Below are 18,330 nucleotides of genomic sequence, written 5' to 3'. Positions count from 1 at the left end.
GGTGTTTATGACAGCATCATTTTGGCTTTTTTTACCGCCTCCACTAAGCTATCGATTTCTTCTTTGGTGTTATAAAACGAAAAAGACGCTCGAATCGTTCCTGGAATTTCAAAGAAATTCATAATTGGTTGGGCACAATGGTGTCCCGTTCGAACAGCTATTCCTAATTTATCGATAATGGTTCCAATATCATACGGATGAATTCCATCAATATTAAATGAAATTACCGAAGTTTTATTTTCTGAAGTACCAAAAATACGCAAGCCTTCTATTTCTAACAAGCGTTGTGTACCGTATTCTAAAAGTGCCAACTCTTGGGCCTGAATGTTTTCAAAACCTATGGCATTCATATAATCTACGGCTGTTCCAAGGACAATTCCTCCAGCAATATTAGGCGTTCCAGCTTCAAATTTATGTGGCAAATCGGCATAAGTGGTCTTTTCAAAAGTCACCTCTTTGATCATTTCACCTCCACCTTGATAGGGTGGCAATTTGTTCAACCAAGCTTCTTTTCCATACAAAATTCCAGTACCTGTTGGTCCACACATTTTATGCCCTGAAAAAGCATAAAAATCACAATCCAACGCTTGCACATCGGGTTTCAAATGTGGCACCGCTTGGGCGCCATCAATAAACACTGCTGCTCCAAATTCGTGCGCTTTATCAATGATATATTTTATGGGATTAATAGTTCCTAAAGCATTAGAGATATGATTTACCGTAACGATTTTGGTTTTTTCGGATAGTAATTGATCAAAAGCTGACAAGATCAACTCCCCTTTTTCGTTCATCGGAATGACTTTTAGCGTAGCGCCTGTACGTTCGCAAAGCATTTGCCAAGGCACAATATTGCTATGATGCTCTAAAGCGGACACTAACACCTCATCACCCGATTTTAATAGAGAGGCAAACCCATTCGCTACCAAATTCACACCATGAGTCGTACCTGAAGTAAACAAAACTTCGTGGGCGTGCTTGGCATTGATATGGCGTTGCATTTTCCCTCTGGACAATTCGTAAGCATCTGTAGCTAATTGGCTCAAGGTATGTACGCCACGATGAATGTTGGCGTTGATTTCTTGGTAATACTTTGCAATCGCATCAATCACCACTTGTGGCTTTTGCGAAGTCGCTCCGTTATCGAAATAAACCAAAGGTTTTCCATTTACTTTTTGAGAAAGTATCGGAAAATCGGTTCTTATTTTTTGAAGGTCTAACATGACTTAATTTAGAATTTTTCTAAATACAAAAGTAGTGAAACTGTAGCTAATTTTTAGCAAACAGTTGTTAATAAAACTTGATACCAAAATAGGCATCATTTATTGAAAAAACCATTCTTAGTTTGAGCAAGGAAAGAAAAAAATAAAACCAAACACAAGGTTTCTAACTTTTTGCTACATTGCTTAAAAATAACATTTTATGAAGAATATAATAAAAAGTATCGGAATCCTTCTTTTGCTTGTTCTTGGGTATATTGGATATACCACCTATCCTAAACTCGATTTAATCTCTGGTTTTTCGGCCAAAAGTATGGCTTCAGGGCATTTTATTGACCATCGCTCACAAGAGATGATCGAAAAAGGAGATAACGATATTGACCTGATTGATCTTGCCAAAAATGAAATCGAAGACAACGCCAAAACCGCTACTTCATCTGTTTACGGATTAAAAACTAGAAAAGCGATTTATCGAGAAGGTTTAGGGGCCACCTTAATCAATGATGATTTTGATGTTTCAAAACCCTATTTAATACCAAAACGCAACTTTACAAAAAACAATTTGCCCTTTCCCTATGGAAATAATGAGCCCAAAGACACTGTTTTTGCTAATGTGGATTATTCAAAACTAACAGCCGCAGTAAACAATGCCTTCGATCCAAAAGGGCAAAAGAAAAAAAGATCAAGAGCTGTTTTAGTGATTTATAAAGACCATATTGTTGCCGAAAAATACGATACTGGATTTACCAAAAACAGTAAAATTTTGGGATGGTCTATGACTAAAAGTATTACTGCTACGTTTTTTGGGATACTTCAAAAACAAGGAAAATACGACATCAACAAACCCGCTCCAATTCCCGAATGGCAAAACGATGAACGAAAAAAAATCACGACCAACGATTTGTTGCATATGAATTCTGGATTGGAATGGGAAGAAGCTTATGATAAAATATGTGATGCTACCAAAATGTTGTTTATAGCCGAAGACATGGGACGCGTACAGCTCGAAAAACCAGCCGCTTTTGCTCCCAATACCCATTGGAATTACTCCTCGGGAACTAGTAATTTATTGTCTTACATCTTGCGTAAGCAGTTCAAAACCCATCAAGAATATTTGGATTTTTGGTACACTCAATTGATTGATAGAATTGGAATGCATTCTATGCTAATCGAAACCGATATGGTTGGGAATTATGTTGGATCTTCCTATGGATGGGCTACCGCAAGAGATTGGGCCAAATTTGGATTATTGTATTTGCATAAAGGCAACTGGAATGGCGACCAAGTATTTGATCCCAGTTGGGAAAATTATGTAAGCACACCTACTAACGATTCTAACGAAGGTTATGGAGCGCACTTTTGGCTGAATGCAGGTGGTCATTTCCCAGCTGCGCCGCGAGATATGTACTCTTGCAATGGCTACCAAGGACAAAAGGTATTTATTATTCCATCTTTGGATTTAGTTATTGTTAGAATGGGATTAAGCGACGAAGGAAAATATGATGTAAATGAATTGCTAAAAGGAGTGATTGGAAGTTTTAAGAAGTAACACCTACCCTATTGAACCACAAACCCGACAATTTAGAAAGTCGTCGGGTTTGTTGTTTTTAAATTATTTTATTCCGAGTAAATCCTTTTTCAATTGTTCGTCTACAGGGTTGTTGGAAAGCCAAATTCCAAATAATGCAATTTTAAAATCAATCCCGGGAACGGTGCCTTTTAATTCATCATTTTTATACACATACACTGAGGCGTCAGCAGGATTGTATATCAAATTAAATACATCTTTCTCTACAATTTGATCTGATAAATAGCTTTTAAATTTTTCAATTCTTGGGCGTAAGGCCTCCAAGTTGGCTCCCGCAGATCGTTCAAATCCACTATTAAAATTTCTAGTCAATTTTCCTGAGGAAACCATAGCAGAAGTAATTTGGATACGAATAGCCATTTCGGTATTGCTTTGCATTACTTCAAAAGGTTTGTCGCTGTAAAAAGATTGATAAAGCGCCTGTACATATACGTCTATCCACATTTTCGATCGAACACCAAAACCACTTAACTCCATCACTTTTCCTTTAAATTCTAGTGTTCTAGGAATAACTACGCCATTGGCGACAAATGTATTTTGAGCAGAAAGTGAGGTAAATTGAAAAGCAACAAACAATACGGATAAAATAATTTTTTTCATATATGTAAAATTTATTGGTTAAACATTTTGGAATACTCTATCTTTTGTTTTTTGACAACAGCGAAAGGAGAGTTGTAATGACAATTGTATTTTGACATACCAAAATCTATTCTAAAAACTAAGTTTAGATGATTGATAAAAATTTTGCTTTAAATTAAGAATAAAAAAATATTCTTACGCTAAAAATACTGAATTTTTAATGCTAATGATTTTATGTTAGAAAAAAATTTCCTTTAGTCTTGTAAATCTTTAATTTTTTGATCTACAGTTCCAACCTCAAACAGGCGCATAATTTTGAATAAAAAAACAGGAATTCCGCCCAAATTGGTTATCAATTTTGCTTTTTGAGCGACTTTAGCATCTCTAATTGTAATAGATTCCTCTGCCTTATTTCCTTCAAGAGGAGCTAATTCTAAAGCATATTTCCAAGCACCTTCTCTAGCTTTTTGCATACTAAAATCGATAAGAAAAGTGTCTATGGATTTTGTTTTTTCTAGAATCCACTTTAAAATTGGCCAAACTTCGGTCAAATCCTTCTCGATATCGGCTACCAAAGAAGATAAAATAGTATTGATTGTATTGAAATCATTTTGCAAACTATGGATTTCGTCTTTTGGGCTTACTTGAGCCGCTGCAATTCCTAAATCAAGGTTGATGTGTGCGTTCATTCCGAGTAATAAATGCTGTAATACAATAATCCAATAATTATCTGCTTCTACAAAAGCTGCTTCCCAAGATTTTGATGTAGGTTGCTGTGTTTGGTATTGATAATAAGCTTTAATGTATCGATTGGCAAAAATTACATCCAATTTTTCCATTCTCGGCCCGTTTTCGAAAGTTCCGTTTTGAATTCCTTCTTTTACTTTTTGTGTGACTTTGAGATAAAGTACTGCAAAATACCCTTTGGTCGATTTTTGTGTAATGGATTGTTGAATAATTTCTTGAAGCAATTGTATCACTTCGTCAATTGTGGTTGCTTGTGGAATCATCGATTACTTTTTTATAAAATATTTATTATGAATGGTTTAAGTTCATAATATTACAAAAAAATAATTTTTAAATGAAAACCTATGTTCAAGATTGAAAAAAAAGGACAAAGTTTAAGGTTAAACTTTGTCCTTTTGAGAGGTTTAAAAGATATATTTCTTAAGAATTAGATTTACAAATCAAACCCTAGTTTTACACCTAATTTATCAGCTATAATAGCGGTAATTCGTTTTTTAAGTTCCGGTATTTTGATGTTTTCGATTACTGCATCCGAGAAAGCGTACATCAATAATGCTTTGGCTTCTTTCTTTGGAATTCCTCGTTGTTGCATGTAAAACAAAGCCGTTTCGTCTAATTGACCAACCGTGCAACCGTGAGAACATTTTACATCATCGGCAAAAATTTCTAACTGTGGTTTCGCATTAATTGTCGCTTTGTCACTCAACAAAATATTGTTACTCTTTTGGAAAGCATTGGTTTTCTGAGCTTCTTTTTCTACGTAAACTTTCCCGTTAAAAACACCTGTGGCTCTATCTGAAAATATTCCCTTGTAATCTTGAAAACTTTCACAGTTTGGAGCTGCATGGTGTACTAAGGTATAGTGGTCAACGTGTTGCTTCTCTCCTATTATCGTAATTCCGTTTAGCGTACTGGTAAGACGTTCTCCAAAATGATAAAAGTTCAAATTGTTTCTAGTCAAATTACCTCCAAAAGAAAAGGTTTGTACAGAAACATGACTTTCTTGTTTTTGCGAAACGTAGGTATTATCAATTAGGTTCGCTTCGGCAGCATCATTTTGAATTTTATAGTAATCCACAATAGCGCGTTTTGCAGCAAAAATTTCAGTAACCGAATTTGTCAATACCGCATTATCATTCAAACATTGGTGTCTTTCAATGATTTGCACATGCGAATTCTCGCCTACAATCACCAAATTACGTGGCTGAACCAACAAAGCTTTTTCAGAACCCGTAGAAAAATACATGATTTCGATAGGCTTATCTGCTACTTTACTTTTTGGAATGTTGATATAAGCACCTTCATTAGCAAATGCCGTATTTAAAGAAGTCAATGACTCGTCTTTACTTGCAATTTGATTAAAATAGGTATCAATAACCATTTTATATTTAGGCTTGTTTAATGCCGATGACATCAAACAAACATCAATTCCGTCATGGGTAGTTGAGGACAAATTCGAGCTAAAAACTCCGTCTACAAAAACCACTTTATAGCTATCTATTTCGTGTAAAAAATATTTTTTTACATCTCTATATTCAATCGTATTTTCGGTTTTAGGGAAAACACTAAAGTCATTTTTTAGAATAGCATTTAAGGATGTATATTTCCAAGCTTCCTCTTTTTTGGTTGGAAAACCTTTATTTTCAAAGTTCTTTATTGCAGCAGTACGAATATCATGAAGATCCGTTTGGACATCAATCTTTTCTTCAAAAGCCATAAAGGACGATACTAATTTTTCTCTTAACATATTTCTTATTGTTTAAAGTTTAAGGTTTAAAAGTTTAAAGTGATCATAGGATCGCATTAAGCTTTAAACTTCAAACAAATTTTTACGCTTCTTGTTCTTGTTTGATCCAATCGTATCCTTTTTCTTCTAGCTCATAGGCCAATTCTTTGGTACCCGATTTTACAATTTTACCATTGTATAAAACGTGTACAAAATCAGGAACGATATAATCTAATAAACGTTGGTAGTGCGTAATCACAACAATTGCGTTTTTGTCGCTTTTTAGCTTGTTTACGCCATTTGCTACAATTCTAAGCGCATCAATATCCAAACCAGAATCTGTTTCGTCTAGGATGGCTAATTTTGGCTCTAACATTGCCATTTGAAAAATCTCGTTACGTTTCTTCTCTCCTCCAGAAAAACCTTCGTTAAGCGAACGAGATAAAAACTTACGGTCAATTTCTAACAATTCTGATTTTTCGCGAATTACCTTCAACATTTCGTTGGCTGGCATTTCTTCTTTACCATTGGCTTTACGCGTTTCGTTGATAGCCGTACGCATAAAATTGGTTACAGAAACTCCTGGAATCTCCACCGGGTACTGAAACGAAAGAAATACTCCTTTGTGCGCTCTTTCTTCTGGACCTAATTCTGCAATATCTTCGTTGTCTAAGATAATTTCTCCTTCGGTTACATCGTAGTTTTCATTTCCAGCAATAATGGCCGAAAGTGTACTTTTTCCAGCACCGTTAGGTCCCATAATCGCATGTACTTCGCCAGCTTTTACCTCAAGGTTGATTCCTTTTAATATTTCTTTGTCGCCTATCGAGGCGTGTAAATTTTTTATTGATAACATAAGTTGTTTTGTTTTTATTCGTAGTGTCCTTTTAACGATAATATATCAAGGATTTCTATTGTATTTTCTTCTGTAACTTTATAAATAATTCTATGTTCTTTATTTATTCTTCTGGACCACCTTCCCGAAAGTTGGTGCTTTAATTGCTCTGGTTTTCCTAGGCCTTCGTATGGATGCAATTGAATATCTTCAATCAAAGCAGATATTTTATTCATTATTGCTTTGTTTCCAGATTTTTTCCAAAATTCTCTGTCTTTCTGAGCTTTTTCAGAATAAATTACTTCCACAAATCTTCTAATTTAATTCTAACTCCTTTCCCTTCTTTAATACTCTGTTCAGCCTCCAATATTTCTTTTACAAATTCTGGATTATAAGGTTTTTCTACTTCTTGAACGATTTCAAACCCCAATGATTTTGCCAATGATTTCAAGACTGGAAAATCTTTTTTCTTAACGTTTTTTAAAATGAGTTCCATAAAATTCTGAATTAAATAATGCTTTTGTAAATTTATAAAAAATTACCCCACAGAACCTTCTAAACTTATTTCTAATAATTTTTGGGCTTCCACAGCAAACTCCATCGGTAATTTATTCAAAACGTCTTTACTAAATCCGTTTACAATCAAAGCAATTGCTTTTTCGGTTGGAATACCTCTTTGGTTACAATAAAACACTTGATCTTCTCCAATTTTACTTGTTGTAGCCTCGTGTTCAATTTTTGCTGTTGGATTTTTACTTTCGATATAAGGAAAAGTATGTGCCCCACAATTATTACCCATTAACAATGAGTCACATTGCGAAAAGTTACGAGCATTTTCAGCTCTTGGGCTAATTTGTACTAAACCTCTATAGCTGTTTTGTGATTTTCCTGCCGAAATACCTTTAGAAATAATAGTCGATTTGGTGTTTTTTCCCAAATGAATCATCTTAGTTCCCGTATCGGCTTGTTGGAAATTATTCGTTACTGCAATAGAATAAAACTCTCCTACTGAATTATCTCCTTTTAATACACAAGATGGATATTTCCAAGTTACAGCTGATCCTGTTTCTACTTGAGTCCAAGATATTTTAGCATTGGTTTCGCATAATCCTCTTTTGGTTACAAAATTATACACCCCACCTTTACCCTCTTTGTTCCCAGGGAACCAATTTTGTACGGTTGAATATTTAATTTCGGCATTATCCATTGCAATCAATTCTACCACAGCAGCATGCAATTGATTTTCGTCTCGACTTGGAGCGGTACAACCTTCCAAATAAGAAACGTAACTTCCTTCATCAGCAATTAAAAGAGTTCTCTCAAATTGTCCGGTTCCAGCCTGATTGATTCTAAAATATGTAGAAAGTTCCATTGGGCAACGAACGCCTTTTGGAATATAACAGAAAGAACCATCTGAGAAAACAGCCGAATTCAATGCGGCATAAAAATTATCTTTTTGAGGAACAACCGTGCCTAAATATTTACGTACTAATTCTGGATGTTCTTTAATGGCTTCAGAAATACTCATAAAGATTATCCCTTTTTCGCCTAATGTTTTCTTGAAAGTTGTAGCTACCGAAACCGAATCAACTACAATATCCATAGCCACATTGTTCATCATTTTTTGTTCATCGACAGAGATACCTAACTTTTTATACATTTCTAAAAGTTCAGGATCAACATCATCTAATGTCTTGTTTGGATCTACTGCTTTTGGAGCAGAATAATAGGAAATAGCCTGAAAATCTGGTTTTTCATAATGCACATTGGCCCATTCTGGCTCGATCATTTCTTGCCAAGCACGAAATGCTTCGATACGCCAATCGGTCATCCATTGTGGTTCTTCCTTTTTTTGAGAAATCGCACGAACAATATCTTCATTTAAGCCAATGGGAAAAGTTTCCGATTCCAAATTAGTGTAAAATCCGTACTCGTATTCTTTATTTTCTAATTCGATTTTTAAATCGTCTTCAGTGTATTTACTCATTTTTTTGTAATAAAAATTTAAAAATCTAAGGTCTTAAAGTCAGTTTATAGTCTTCCTACATTTTGGCTTTAAACGTTAGACTAAAGTGAAAATGACTCTCCACAGCCACAAGTTCTTTGCGCATTTGGATTATTGAAAACAAAACCTTTACCATTTAATCCACCAGAGAACTCTAAAATAGTTCCCGCCAAATAAAGAAAAGATTTTTTTTCTACTGCAATTGTAATATCATTGTCAACAAATATCTTGTCGTCCTCGCCTTTGGACTTGTCAAATTTTAAATCATAAGACAAACCTGAGCACCCTCCGCTTTTTACGCCTACTCTCACGTAGTCGCTGGCAGCATCAAAACCATCTTCTTGCATTAAATCGATGATTTTCTTTTTGGCTGTATCAGAAACTTTTATCATGTGTTTGTTTTTTTATTTTAATTAAAATTTCTTGCTTTGATAACACTATAAATTGATGATAAATCAATCTTATATTGATTTTGTCTAAATTAACTGCAAATGTATTACATTAAAAAGTTTTTGCTACTCTTCTTAACATTTTTATGATTGATAACTCAATAAGAAAAATTGATACTGCTATTAATTAAAAAAATAATATATTTAGCCAATCGTATTTATTAACAAGAAAAATAACAAATCCAAAATGGAAGAAACCACTACCAAAAAACTTGATTACCAATTGTCTTATACTGGAAAAGGGGGCGATTTTTTTAGCATCATTATTGTTAACTGGCTATTAACATTGATTACATTAGGTCTTTATTACCCTTGGGCCAAAGCCAAACAACTTAATTATCTGTATGGAGAAACCCATCTTAATGGTGACTCATTTGCCTTTCACGGCACCGGAAAAGAAATGTTTAAAGGTTTTATCAAAGCCATTCTGATTTTCGGAACACTTTATGGTTTATTATTTTTATTTATTTACTTAGAAATTCCTGCAGTTGGTTTAATCCTTTTTTACTTGGGTTTTTTGGCACTTTTACCATTGGCTATTCATGGTTCTTACCGTTATAGAATGTCTAGAACTTCTTGGAGAGGGATTCGATTTGGCTATAGAGGAGATCGCAAAGAATTTACTTTAAATTTCTTCAAATGGATTCTTTTAACTATCGTTACCTTAGGTTTTTATAGCTTTTGGATGTCGATTAATATGAGAAGATATGTTCTTGGAAATGTTCGTTTTGGAGATGCTGAATTTAATTATAGCGGAGACGGAACAGATTATTTCTTTTTATACATAAAAGGTTACTTTTTGAGTATCATTACTTTTGGTATCTATATGTTTTGGTGGCAAAAAGACTTATTTGATTACTATGTTTCCAATTTAAGTTTACACAAAGACGACAAAGAATTACAGTTGACCTCTACAGCTACTGGTGGAGATTTCTTAACATTAGGAATAACAAACCTTTTGATTTTGATTTTTACTTTAGGACTTGGATATGCTTGGGTAGCTACAAGAACGATGAAGTATATTTTCGAACATATTGAAATTGAAGGAAATATCGATTTGGATAGTCTTACGCAAACAGAGGAAAACTTCAAAGATGCAACAGGCGAAGATATTAGTGACTTCTTAGATTTAGGATTTATAATTTAAAAAATGATTACAGCTTCTAAAAGTGTTTTTTACGACGGACAATCAGCAGCGCCAAAAGATATTCAGTTATGGTTTGATTCCAATACTGCACAATTTACATTCGAAATAGAAAATAAAAGTGTTGACAATGAAGAATTGGAATCGTATCCTAAACCTGTAGAGTCCTTTACTTGGTTAATGAGTGATATCGTTTTTGAGAATAGAAGTAATGTTCTGTTTTTACAACACGGTCAAGATCCTATTCAAAGTATTAAAATAACAGATGTTGCTTTAATAACAACCATTAATCAGTACAGAAAAGATTCGGGTCAACTAAATTGGTATCAAACGCTTATACAAAAGCCCTTACAATTTCATGTTTTATTAGCGTTTTTTCTGTTAGCAACTATAGGATTATCATACATCTATATTTTACCATGGGTTGGTGAGAAATCTGTAGTGTTAATTCCAGAAAGTTACGACGACGCATTGGGTAGCACTTTTATAGATGAAAACTCTCTTTTGGGGACTAATGATACTTTGAAATCAAAACTTCTCAATCAATTTGCAGCTGAATTACAATTGAATAACAAAAAAAGATTGAAATTTAATGTAATCGACTCAGAAATCATGAATGCCTATGCATTACCTGATGGAACAATAGTGGTATACACTGGTATTTTAAATGAAATGAAAAGTTATGATGAGTTAGTTGGTTTGATAGGTCATGAAGCAGCGCACGTAAACAATCGTCATTCGATGAAAATGCTTTGTAGAAATCTATCTGGCTATATATTCATTTCGACTGTTTTGGGTGATGTTAATGGCGTTATGGCAGTATTAGGAGACAATGTGAATACTTTACAGTCCTTATCTTTTTCAAGGGAATTTGAGCGAGAAGCAGATGAAGATGGTTTTGCAATTGTAACCAAGAATAAAGTTAATCCTAAAGGTATGGTGACTTTATTCAAACGTTTACAAGAAGAACACAGTATAGAAGTCCCAGAGTTTCTAAGTACGCATCCTGTTACTAAAGACAGGATTGAAACTATAAAAACATTAATCGACTCGAAAAAGTATTCTTATGAACAGAATACAAACTTGAAGTCAATTTTTGAAAAATTGAAAAACTAAAAAAAGCCGCTTTGAAAATAATCAAAGCGGCTTTTTTATCATAAATGGTGCGAAGCACCTCGAAATTTTTTTTATTGACAAGCAATTTTATTCACTCTATTTTGATGTCTTCCACCTTCAAAATCAGTAGTTAAAAAGGTTGCTACAATCTCAACAGCTTGTTGAATAGAAGTGTAACGTGCTGGAATACTAAGAACATTAGCATCGTTATGTAAACGTGTTAAATAAGCAATTTCTTTGGTCCAACAAAGACCAGCTCTTACACCAGCGTGTTTGTTTACCGTCATTGCAATTCCATTTCCACTACCACAAATCACAATTCCAAAATCGGCTTTACCTTGTTCTACGTCATTGGCAACAGGATGTCCAAAATCTGGGTAATCTACTGAATCCTCTGAATCTGTTCCATAATTAGTCACTTCGTGTCCTAAAGATTCTAAATAGTGAACAATTGCTTTTTTATAATCTGGTCCTGCGTGATCGTTTCCGATAGAAATTTTCATTTGTCAATATATTAAGTTGTGAGTTTGCAAATTTAACCAATCTAATTGAGTTTTAATGATAAATTTTACTTTTGCAACGGCTTACATTAAGAGCTTATTTAATTAAAAATTACAAAAAAAGTACAGTACGATTAACTCACATAAAACGAGCATTTTAGTCACTTTTAACAATTTCTATATTTCTATAAAATACTAAAAATCAAGTCATTTACTTTAATTAAAATGTTAATTTTTTGCAGTGTTAATAGCAAAACGTAAATACTTGATATTCAGTTAACTTTAAATTAACATTAAATGTTAATAAGTTCGGAAAGAAAATTAGAAGTTTTTTTAGGTAGTATTTAAAAAAAATGTAATCCAAAATAGGAATGAATAAAACAAAAAAAGTTTGGCAAATTTTTAGAATACTTATCAATAGCTAGTCATAGTTTATTAACAATTTTTTTAAAATTACTTATTTACATTTTGAATTCAATTTTGGTTATTAACCGTTGTTAATTAAAAATAAAAAAGTGCTAAAAATAAACCTTTTACGTATTAAAAACAGTGTTAATAACTCTAAATAAAAAAGTAAAACTCCATATTTAAACATTTACTAAAAAAATTATTGCCATTATTAACAGGCTATAATAACCATCAAAAAATATTTAAATTTTAAATTTTCTTTTTTATTATTTTAATGAATGTTGACAACTTTGAATTTTGAAAAAGTAGGCTTGGAGCTGTTAGACAATTTTCAAATGGTTATTGAGATTGTCTAAAATGGTTTGAACAGTTTCGAAATCGTTGGGATGTACTTTGAGTTTGATTCCGCCCAGCGCATTGGTGTAGAAAGGAGCTACCGAGAGAGTGATTTCGTTTTCAAAGAAAAAAGGGATTTTTTCTAGCTCTAAAATGTGTTTTAAAACCACTATTTCATGTGGATAAGTAAAGACTGCTATAGTTTTAAAATCTTCCATGAGGGTTGTTTTTATAAAGATAAAAAAAATATTTAAAGTTATATTTTATTTAAAACTAAAGCACATGCACTGTTTACCGTTAACTATTTTGTAATTTTAGACTTTATAAGAAAAGATATATGCGTAAAAGATTAAGAAAGCCAATCAAAAAAGAGAAAGATTTTAGTGATAAAATTTTAAAAATATTGGCTCAAAACCCTAACAAAGGGTTTAACTACAAACAAATAGGAGCTACGCTTGAACTAGATGATACTCAAAGTAGAAATCAAATTATCAAAGATTTGAAGCTTTTGGCCGCTGCCAAAAAAATAATTGAAACTGAACCAGGAAAGTATCTTGTAAAAGCCATAAGTCAAGATTATTACGAAGGAACCATCGATATGACAGGGCGTAAGACCGCTTATTTCATCTGTCCTGATTTTGAAGAAGACGTTTTCATTCCAACCAATAATCTGAATAGAGCTTTAGACAAAGACAAAGTAAAAGTCTATGTTTATAATCGAAGAAAAGGAAAACGTCCTGAAGGCGAAGTAATTGAAGTAGTAGAAAGAGCCAAAACTGATTTTGTGGGTGTAATCGACATTCAAAAGAATTTTGCTTTTGTTTCTACTGCCAATCCAAAAATGTACACCGATATTTTTATTCCAAAGGATAAAATTGGAGAGGCAGAACAAGGAGATGTCGTTCTGGTTCATATCGAAGATTGGCCTAAAAGAGCCGATAGTCCTTTTGGTAGAGTAGAAAAAGTACTTGGTAAACCAGGAGAACACGATACAGAAATTCACGCTATTTTGGCAGAATATGGTTTGCCTTCTGAGTTTCCAATAGAAGTTGAAACCTTTGCTCAAAAAATTGATACTACGATTCAAGAAAGTGAAATAGCCAAACGTCGCGATATGCGAGATACACTCACTTTTACCATAGACCCAAAAGATGCCAAAGATTTTGATGATGCTTTGTCTTTCAAAAAATTAGAGAATGGTAATTTCGAAATTGGGGTTCATATTGCCGATGTTTCGTATTATTTAGAAGAAGGAACGATACTTGATGATGAAGCCTATCAACGAGCCACTTCGGTGTATTTAGTAGATAGAGTAGTACCTATGTTACCTGAGGTTTTATCTAATTTTGCTTGTTCGTTGCGTCCTCAAGAAGAGAAATATACGTTTTCGGCTATTTTTGAATTGGATGCCAAAGCAAAAGTAGTGAACCAATGGTTTGGAAGAACGGTTATTTTTTCAGACCAACGATTTGCGTATGAAGAAGCACAATACATCATTGAAACCAAAGACAATACGATTCCAGTTGAAACTTCTATCACAGGAAGTAGTTATGTTGTTGCCGATGAAATTGTGGAAGCTACGCTTAAAATGGATGAATTAGCCAAAATTTTAAGAAGAAATAGAATGAATGAAGGGGCTATTTCTTTTGATAAAGTCGAAGTAAAATTCAATTTAGATAAAGAAGGAGAACCTGAAGGAGTGTACTTCAAAATAGCCAAAGATGCCAATCATTTGATTGAAGAATTTATGCTTTTGGCCAACAGAAAGGTAGCTGAATATATTGGGAAACAAAAGAAAACGTTTATTTACAGAATTCACGATGAACCCAATGAAGATAAGCTAATCGCAATGCAAAATGTGATAGCTAAATTTGGATACAAAATTGACTTTAGAAACAAAGGCGATATCTCCAAATCATTGAATGCTTTGATGGAAGAGGTGAGTGGTAAAAAAGAACAGAATCTTATTGATACTTTAGCCATTCGTTCGATGAGTAAAGCCAAATATTCAACCGATAATATTGGCCATTACGGATTAGCTTTCGATTATTATTCTCATTTTACTTCACCCATTCGTAGGTATCCTGATGTAATGGTGCATAGACTATTACAGTTTTATTTAGATGGAGGAAAATCTGTAGATGAAGAAACCTATGAAACCAAATGTTTGCATTCTTCGACTATGGAAGGTTTGGCTACTAATGCAGAACGTGATTCTATCAAATACATGCAAGTGAAGTACATGCAAAACCATGAAGAGCAAGAATTTTTGGGTGTAATTTCAGGAGTAACCGAGTGGGGAATTTATGTTGAAATCATCGAAAATAAATGCGAAGGAATGGTAAGAATTCGCGATATTAAAGAAGATTATTATACTTTTGACGAGAAACAATATGCCTTGGTAGGAGCTACTTCGCATGATTTGTTGCAATTAGGAGACGAAATTTATGTAAAAGTTAAGAACGCTGATTTGGTTAAAAAACAATTGGATTTTAATTTTATCAGAAGAAATAATTAAAAAAAAGTAAGTTATGAAAAAGATAGTTGTTGTTGTTACCTTGTTTTTAACGAGTTATTTACAAGCGCAAGTCACCAAGAATTTAGGTGATTTTGATAGCGTAAAAGTATTCGATAAACTTACCGTTAAACTAGTTCCATCTAATGAAAATAAAGTAAGCATAACCGGAACTAGAGCAAATGAAGTTGAAGTAATCAATAAAAATGGTGAAGTTAAATTGCGTATGCCTTTCCCAAAATTATTAACAGGGAATGACATAAAAATACATTTGTACTTCAAAAAAATAGAAAGTATTGATGCCAGCGAAGGCAGTTATGTGTCTAGTGATTTGCCATTCAAACAAACTGTTTTATCGGTTAATGCCAAAGAAGGAGCACAAATAAAAGTAGAATTTGATACCGAAAAAGCAACGATTAGAGCAGTTTCCGGAGGTATTTTAGACTTGACAGGAAAAACCAACAATCAAACGATTACGATTGCTTCTGGTGGTGTTTTAGAAGCTAAAGATTTAATCAGTTCTCAAACTACTGTAAACGTTTCTGCAGGAGGAAAAGCCGAAATACACGCTACAACCTTAGTGGATGCAAAAGTGAAGGCTGGAGGCTCTATTTACATTTATGGTAAACCCAAACAAATCAATCAAGAAACCATCCTTGGTGGAACTATAATTGAAAAGTAGTTCCTAGTGAACAGTACTTAGTGATTAGTAGTTAGCACTAGTTTTATTATTCAGGAAATAAACATTTTAAAATTTATAATGATTAATGATATTTTAGCTGGAATTCCTTGGGGAATTTTTTTAAGTTTTATGATTGGCCCAGTATTCTTTATTTTACTAGAAACTAGTATTAGTAAAGGATTTAGAGCCGCAATGGTATTTGATTTAGGTGTTATATTTGGTGATATTGTCTTTATTTCTATTGCTTATTTAGGAAGTTATCGTTTAATAACTAGTCTTAAAGACGAACCTTCTTTATTTATTTTTGGTGGAATTGTAATGTTGGCTTATGGTATAATTTCTTTTATCAAATTGCGAAATACCGAGAAATCTCCAGAAGAAATTTTACAAGATGAAATTCTAAAAAAGAACTACGGAAGCTTATTTATGAAAGGCTTTTTTCTGAATATTATCAATATTGGTGTGTTGGGTTTTTGGTTAGCCGTTATCATTTCTGTTGGTCCAAAAATGGACATGCAAACTTCTAGAATGCTCACTTTTTTCACATCGGTTATCCTTTCTTATTTGTTAATTGATTGTATTAAAATTGTTTTAGCTAAAAAATTAAAATCAAAAATGACACCTACTAACATTCATAAAATTAAAAAAGGAATTGCTGTAGTTTTGATGATTTTTGGAATTGTTTTAATAGCACAAGGTGTTTTTCCAGGTAAAAAAGAAATGGTAAAAAATGCCTTAGAAAAGATAGAGTAGGAGCAATTTCTATTCAAAAAAAGATAAAAAAGCTTCTGAATTTCAGAAGCTTTTTTTGTTTAAGACTACACTTTATTTAGTCTTCTATACTATCATATTTTTTAAAATAGTGAGTAACTAATCAGGTTTTTTTTGACATTAATTGCCTCCAACTTTAGTTGGAGAAATGAAATTTGAAATTTTTAAAGGCTTTATCCAAAATTTGTTGCTTTTATTTGGCTAAAGCCAATACAATCAATCCCCATCATAACTCCAGCTAAAGCTGGAGGCAATTGAAAGTAAGACAAGCTGAGTAGTTACAACAATGATAAAAAAAGAGATACATTTATGCATCTCTTTTGAGTCATCGTCCGGATTTGAACCTTTTCTTTATCTAATTTTTTCTAAAAATTTATCATAAAAAAAACTCAAATTTTTCTTGAAGGTTTATAAAGTATCTTCTGGATTCGAACAATTCTTTATCTAATTTTTCCTAAAAATTAACCCTAAAAAAACCTCCAAGTTTCCTTGAAGGCATTAAAGTTATCGTTCGGATTCGAACCTTTCTTTATCTAATTTTTCTTAAAAATTATCCATAAAAGAAACCTCCAAGTTTCCTTGGAAGGCATTAAAGTTATCGTTCGTATTCGAACAATTCTTTATCTAATTTTTCTTAAAAATTATCCATAAAAGAAACCTCCAAGTTTCCTTGAAGGCATTAAAGTTATCGTTCGTATTCGAACAATTCTTTATCTAATTTTTCTTAAAAATTAACCATAAAAAACCCTCCAAGTTTCCTTGAAGGTTTCAGAGGAATCGTCCGGATTCGAACCTTTACTTTATCTAATTTTTCTTAAAAATTATTCATAAAAAAACCTCCAAGTTTCCTTGAAGGTTTCAGAGGCATCGTCCGGATTCGAACCTTTACTTTATCTAATTTTTCTTAAAAATTATTCATAAAAAAAACCTCCAAGTTTGCTTCGCCAATTCACTTTGTTCGTGTCCTTGAAGGCATTAAAGTCATCGTTCGGATTCGAACAATTCTTTATCTAATTTTTCTTAAAAATTATCCATAAAAAAACCTCCAAGTTTCCTTGAAGGTTTCAGAGGCATCGTCCGGATTCGAACCGGAGTAGGAGCTTTTGCAGAGCCCAGCCTAGCCGCTCGGCCACGACGCCATTGTTTAAACGGATTGCAAATGTAATACAAAAATTCCAAAAAGCAAATTTCAGATTCTAAATAAAAAGAGAATCCCTTTTCTTTTGGTCTTTCAATTTTTGAAATTTATTAGCGTGTTTTACTCATAACTATGGTAACCGCTTCTACATCACCACCAATAGGAGGATTTATTTTTGAAACTTCAACCTCAATTTTTGTAATAGTCGGAGCTTCATTCATAGCACGAACAATGATTCTATGAGCTACATTTTCCAATAATTCCGCTCTAATTGCCATTTCTTCAACCACAATTCGGTTCAATAATACATAATCTACGGTATCATTTAATTTGTCTGATAGCGCAGATTGTGTTAAATTGGTTTCAATTTCTAAATCAACTCGGTAATCTGAACCTATTTTTGATTCTTCAATCAGACAACCGTGATAAGAAAAGGTGCGTATATTTTTTAGTTTAATTTTGCCCATTATTTGATGAAATAAAGTATTTTTTTCTTGCGTTAAAAGTACAAATTCTTTTGTTTTTTTAGTGGAATAAATAAATAAAGAACCCTATTATATCTAGATTCCTCAAC

The 18,330-nt window shown here is 33.0% G+C and carries 18 protein-coding genes and 1 tRNA gene; 6 read left to right on the top strand and 13 right to left on the bottom strand.

Going from position 1 to position 18,330, the window contains the following annotated elements:
• Positions 1-5 precede the first annotated feature (5 nt).
• Complete coding sequence (locus tag FLAVO9AF_RS11730; protein WP_159688837.1) at positions 6-1,220, bottom strand: aminotransferase class V-fold PLP-dependent enzyme; 1,215 nt, start codon at positions 1,218-1,220, stop codon at positions 6-8.
• A 199-nt stretch (positions 1,221-1,419) separates the two neighbouring features.
• Here FLAVO9AF_RS11730 and FLAVO9AF_RS11725 point away from each other — a divergent pair, with 199 nt between their 5' ends.
• Positions 1,420-2,766, top strand: coding sequence for a serine hydrolase (locus FLAVO9AF_RS11725; protein WP_159688834.1), 1,347 nt, complete (start codon positions 1,420-1,422; stop codon positions 2,764-2,766).
• A gap of 63 nt (positions 2,767-2,829) precedes the next feature.
• Here the strand turns inward: FLAVO9AF_RS11725 and FLAVO9AF_RS11720 are convergent, their stop codons facing one another.
• The 8 genes from FLAVO9AF_RS11720 to FLAVO9AF_RS11685 form a co-directional block, all read right to left on the bottom strand.
• Positions 2,830-3,405, bottom strand: a complete 576-nt coding sequence (locus FLAVO9AF_RS11720; protein ID WP_159688831.1) for a chalcone isomerase family protein — start codon at positions 3,403-3,405, stop codon at positions 2,830-2,832.
• 233 nt (positions 3,406-3,638) lie between these two features.
• Positions 3,639-4,394 carry a DUF5995 family protein gene (locus FLAVO9AF_RS11715; protein WP_159688828.1) on the bottom strand — a complete coding sequence of 252 codons (756 nt, stop codon included), beginning with the start codon at positions 4,392-4,394 and terminating at the stop codon, positions 3,639-3,641.
• Positions 4,395-4,564: 170 nt separating this feature from the next.
• Positions 4,565-5,878, bottom strand: a complete 1,314-nt coding sequence (sufD, locus tag FLAVO9AF_RS11710; RefSeq protein ID WP_159688825.1) for a Fe-S cluster assembly protein SufD — start codon at positions 5,876-5,878, stop codon at positions 4,565-4,567.
• Between the two features lie 82 nt (positions 5,879-5,960).
• Positions 5,961-6,713, bottom strand: a complete 753-nt coding sequence (sufC, locus tag FLAVO9AF_RS11705; protein ID WP_159688822.1) for a Fe-S cluster assembly ATPase SufC — start codon at positions 6,711-6,713, stop codon at positions 5,961-5,963.
• A 14-nt stretch (positions 6,714-6,727) separates the two neighbouring features.
• A complete protein-coding gene (locus tag FLAVO9AF_RS11700) occupies positions 6,728-7,000 on the bottom strand; it encodes a Txe/YoeB family addiction module toxin (protein WP_064715961.1) in 273 nt (90 codons plus the stop codon).
• A complete protein-coding gene (locus FLAVO9AF_RS11695) occupies positions 6,991-7,188 on the bottom strand; it encodes a DUF2683 family protein (protein WP_159688819.1) in 198 nt (65 codons plus the stop codon). Before FLAVO9AF_RS11695 ends, FLAVO9AF_RS11700 begins: the two co-directional genes overlap by 10 nt.
• A gap of 42 nt (positions 7,189-7,230) precedes the next feature.
• Positions 7,231-8,679: a Fe-S cluster assembly protein SufB gene (gene sufB / locus FLAVO9AF_RS11690; protein WP_159688816.1), complete on the bottom strand. Its 1,449-nt coding sequence runs from the start codon at positions 8,677-8,679 to the stop codon at positions 7,231-7,233.
• 80 nt (positions 8,680-8,759) lie between these two features.
• A complete protein-coding gene (locus FLAVO9AF_RS11685; protein WP_159688812.1) occupies positions 8,760-9,089 on the bottom strand; it encodes an iron-sulfur cluster assembly accessory protein in 330 nt (109 codons plus the stop codon).
• Between the two features lie 244 nt (positions 9,090-9,333).
• Between FLAVO9AF_RS11685 and FLAVO9AF_RS11680 the strand changes: the two genes are divergently transcribed.
• On the top strand, positions 9,334-10,293 hold the full coding sequence (locus FLAVO9AF_RS11680; RefSeq protein ID WP_159688809.1) for a YjgN family protein: 960 nt from the start codon (positions 9,334-9,336) through the stop codon (positions 10,291-10,293).
• A 3-nt stretch (positions 10,294-10,296) separates the two neighbouring features.
• Positions 10,297-11,406, top strand: coding sequence for a M48 family metallopeptidase (locus FLAVO9AF_RS11675; protein ID WP_159688807.1), 1,110 nt, complete (start codon positions 10,297-10,299; stop codon positions 11,404-11,406).
• A 71-nt stretch (positions 11,407-11,477) separates the two neighbouring features.
• On the opposite strand, the gene rpiB is transcribed toward FLAVO9AF_RS11675, so the two are convergent.
• Positions 11,478-11,909, bottom strand: a complete 432-nt coding sequence (rpiB, locus tag FLAVO9AF_RS11670; RefSeq protein ID WP_159688804.1) for a ribose 5-phosphate isomerase B — start codon at positions 11,907-11,909, stop codon at positions 11,478-11,480.
• Positions 11,910-12,634: 725 nt separating this feature from the next.
• Positions 12,635-12,868, bottom strand: coding sequence for a DUF2007 domain-containing protein (locus tag FLAVO9AF_RS11665; protein WP_159688800.1), 234 nt, complete (start codon positions 12,866-12,868; stop codon positions 12,635-12,637).
• Positions 12,869-12,987: 119 nt separating this feature from the next.
• On the opposite strand from FLAVO9AF_RS11665, the gene rnr reads away from it, so the two are divergent.
• From rnr to FLAVO9AF_RS11650, 3 genes are all read left to right on the top strand, one after another.
• Positions 12,988-15,168, top strand: a complete 2,181-nt coding sequence (gene rnr / locus FLAVO9AF_RS11660; protein WP_159688795.1) for a ribonuclease R — start codon at positions 12,988-12,990, stop codon at positions 15,166-15,168.
• Between the two features lie 13 nt (positions 15,169-15,181).
• Complete coding sequence (locus tag FLAVO9AF_RS11655; RefSeq protein ID WP_159688793.1) at positions 15,182-15,847, top strand: head GIN domain-containing protein; 666 nt, start codon at positions 15,182-15,184, stop codon at positions 15,845-15,847.
• Positions 15,848-15,925: 78 nt separating this feature from the next.
• Positions 15,926-16,600, top strand: a complete 675-nt coding sequence (locus FLAVO9AF_RS11650; protein WP_159688790.1) for a LysE family translocator — start codon at positions 15,926-15,928, stop codon at positions 16,598-16,600.
• 1,086 nt (positions 16,601-17,686) lie between these two features.
• Here FLAVO9AF_RS11650 and FLAVO9AF_RS11645 read toward each other — a convergent pair.
• Together FLAVO9AF_RS11645 and folB are read right to left on the bottom strand one after the other, a co-directional pair.
• Positions 17,687-17,757, bottom strand: a tRNA-Cys gene (locus tag FLAVO9AF_RS11645).
• A 109-nt stretch (positions 17,758-17,866) separates the two neighbouring features.
• Entirely contained in the window at positions 17,867-18,223 is a 357-nt protein-coding gene (gene folB, locus FLAVO9AF_RS11640; RefSeq protein ID WP_159688786.1) for a dihydroneopterin aldolase, read from the bottom strand.
• Between the last annotated feature and the right edge of the window lie 107 nt (positions 18,224-18,330).

Origin of the sequence: Flavobacterium sp. 9R (assembly GCF_902506345.1) — a bacterium.
Taxonomy (GTDB): Bacteria; Bacteroidota; Bacteroidia; order Flavobacteriales; family Flavobacteriaceae; genus Flavobacterium.
The sequence above is the reverse complement of the archived record's forward strand: the minus strand, read 5'-3'. Positions and strand labels throughout refer to the sequence as shown.

What these genes read in the sequence shown, in the direction of transcription:
- sufD (WP_159688825.1), bottom strand. Translation starts at nt 5,878, where the DNA reads ATGTTAAGAGAAAAATTAGTATCGTCCTTTATGGCTTTTGAAGAAAAG.
- FLAVO9AF_RS11650 (WP_159688790.1), top strand. Translation starts at nt 15,926, where the DNA reads ATGATTAATGATATTTTAGCTGGAATTCCTTGGGGAATTTTTTTAAGT.
- FLAVO9AF_RS11715 (WP_159688828.1), bottom strand. Translation starts at nt 4,394, where the DNA reads ATGATTCCACAAGCAACCACAATTGACGAAGTGATACAATTGCTTCAA.
- FLAVO9AF_RS11655 (WP_159688793.1), top strand. Translation starts at nt 15,182, where the DNA reads ATGAAAAAGATAGTTGTTGTTGTTACCTTGTTTTTAACGAGTTATTTA.
- rnr (WP_159688795.1), top strand. Translation starts at nt 12,988, where the DNA reads ATGCGTAAAAGATTAAGAAAGCCAATCAAAAAAGAGAAAGATTTTAGT.
- FLAVO9AF_RS11665 (WP_159688800.1), bottom strand. Translation starts at nt 12,868, where the DNA reads ATGGAAGATTTTAAAACTATAGCAGTCTTTACTTATCCACATGAAATA.
- FLAVO9AF_RS11730 (WP_159688837.1), bottom strand. Translation starts at nt 1,220, where the DNA reads ATGTTAGACCTTCAAAAAATAAGAACCGATTTTCCGATACTTTCTCAA.
- sufC (WP_159688822.1), bottom strand. Translation starts at nt 6,713, where the DNA reads ATGTTATCAATAAAAAATTTACACGCCTCGATAGGCGACAAAGAAATA.
- rpiB (WP_159688804.1), bottom strand. Translation starts at nt 11,909, where the DNA reads ATGAAAATTTCTATCGGAAACGATCACGCAGGACCAGATTATAAAAAA.
- FLAVO9AF_RS11695 (WP_159688819.1), bottom strand. Translation starts at nt 7,188, where the DNA reads ATGGAACTCATTTTAAAAAACGTTAAGAAAAAAGATTTTCCAGTCTTG.
- FLAVO9AF_RS11685 (WP_159688812.1), bottom strand. Translation starts at nt 9,089, where the DNA reads ATGATAAAAGTTTCTGATACAGCCAAAAAGAAAATCATCGATTTAATG.
- FLAVO9AF_RS11675 (WP_159688807.1), top strand. Translation starts at nt 10,297, where the DNA reads ATGATTACAGCTTCTAAAAGTGTTTTTTACGACGGACAATCAGCAGCG.
- FLAVO9AF_RS11725 (WP_159688834.1), top strand. Translation starts at nt 1,420, where the DNA reads ATGAAGAATATAATAAAAAGTATCGGAATCCTTCTTTTGCTTGTTCTT.
- folB (WP_159688786.1), bottom strand. Translation starts at nt 18,223, where the DNA reads ATGGGCAAAATTAAACTAAAAAATATACGCACCTTTTCTTATCACGGT.
- FLAVO9AF_RS11680 (WP_159688809.1), top strand. Translation starts at nt 9,334, where the DNA reads ATGGAAGAAACCACTACCAAAAAACTTGATTACCAATTGTCTTATACT.
- sufB (WP_159688816.1), bottom strand. Translation starts at nt 8,679, where the DNA reads ATGAGTAAATACACTGAAGACGATTTAAAAATCGAATTAGAAAATAAA.
- FLAVO9AF_RS11720 (WP_159688831.1), bottom strand. Translation starts at nt 3,405, where the DNA reads ATGAAAAAAATTATTTTATCCGTATTGTTTGTTGCTTTTCAATTTACC.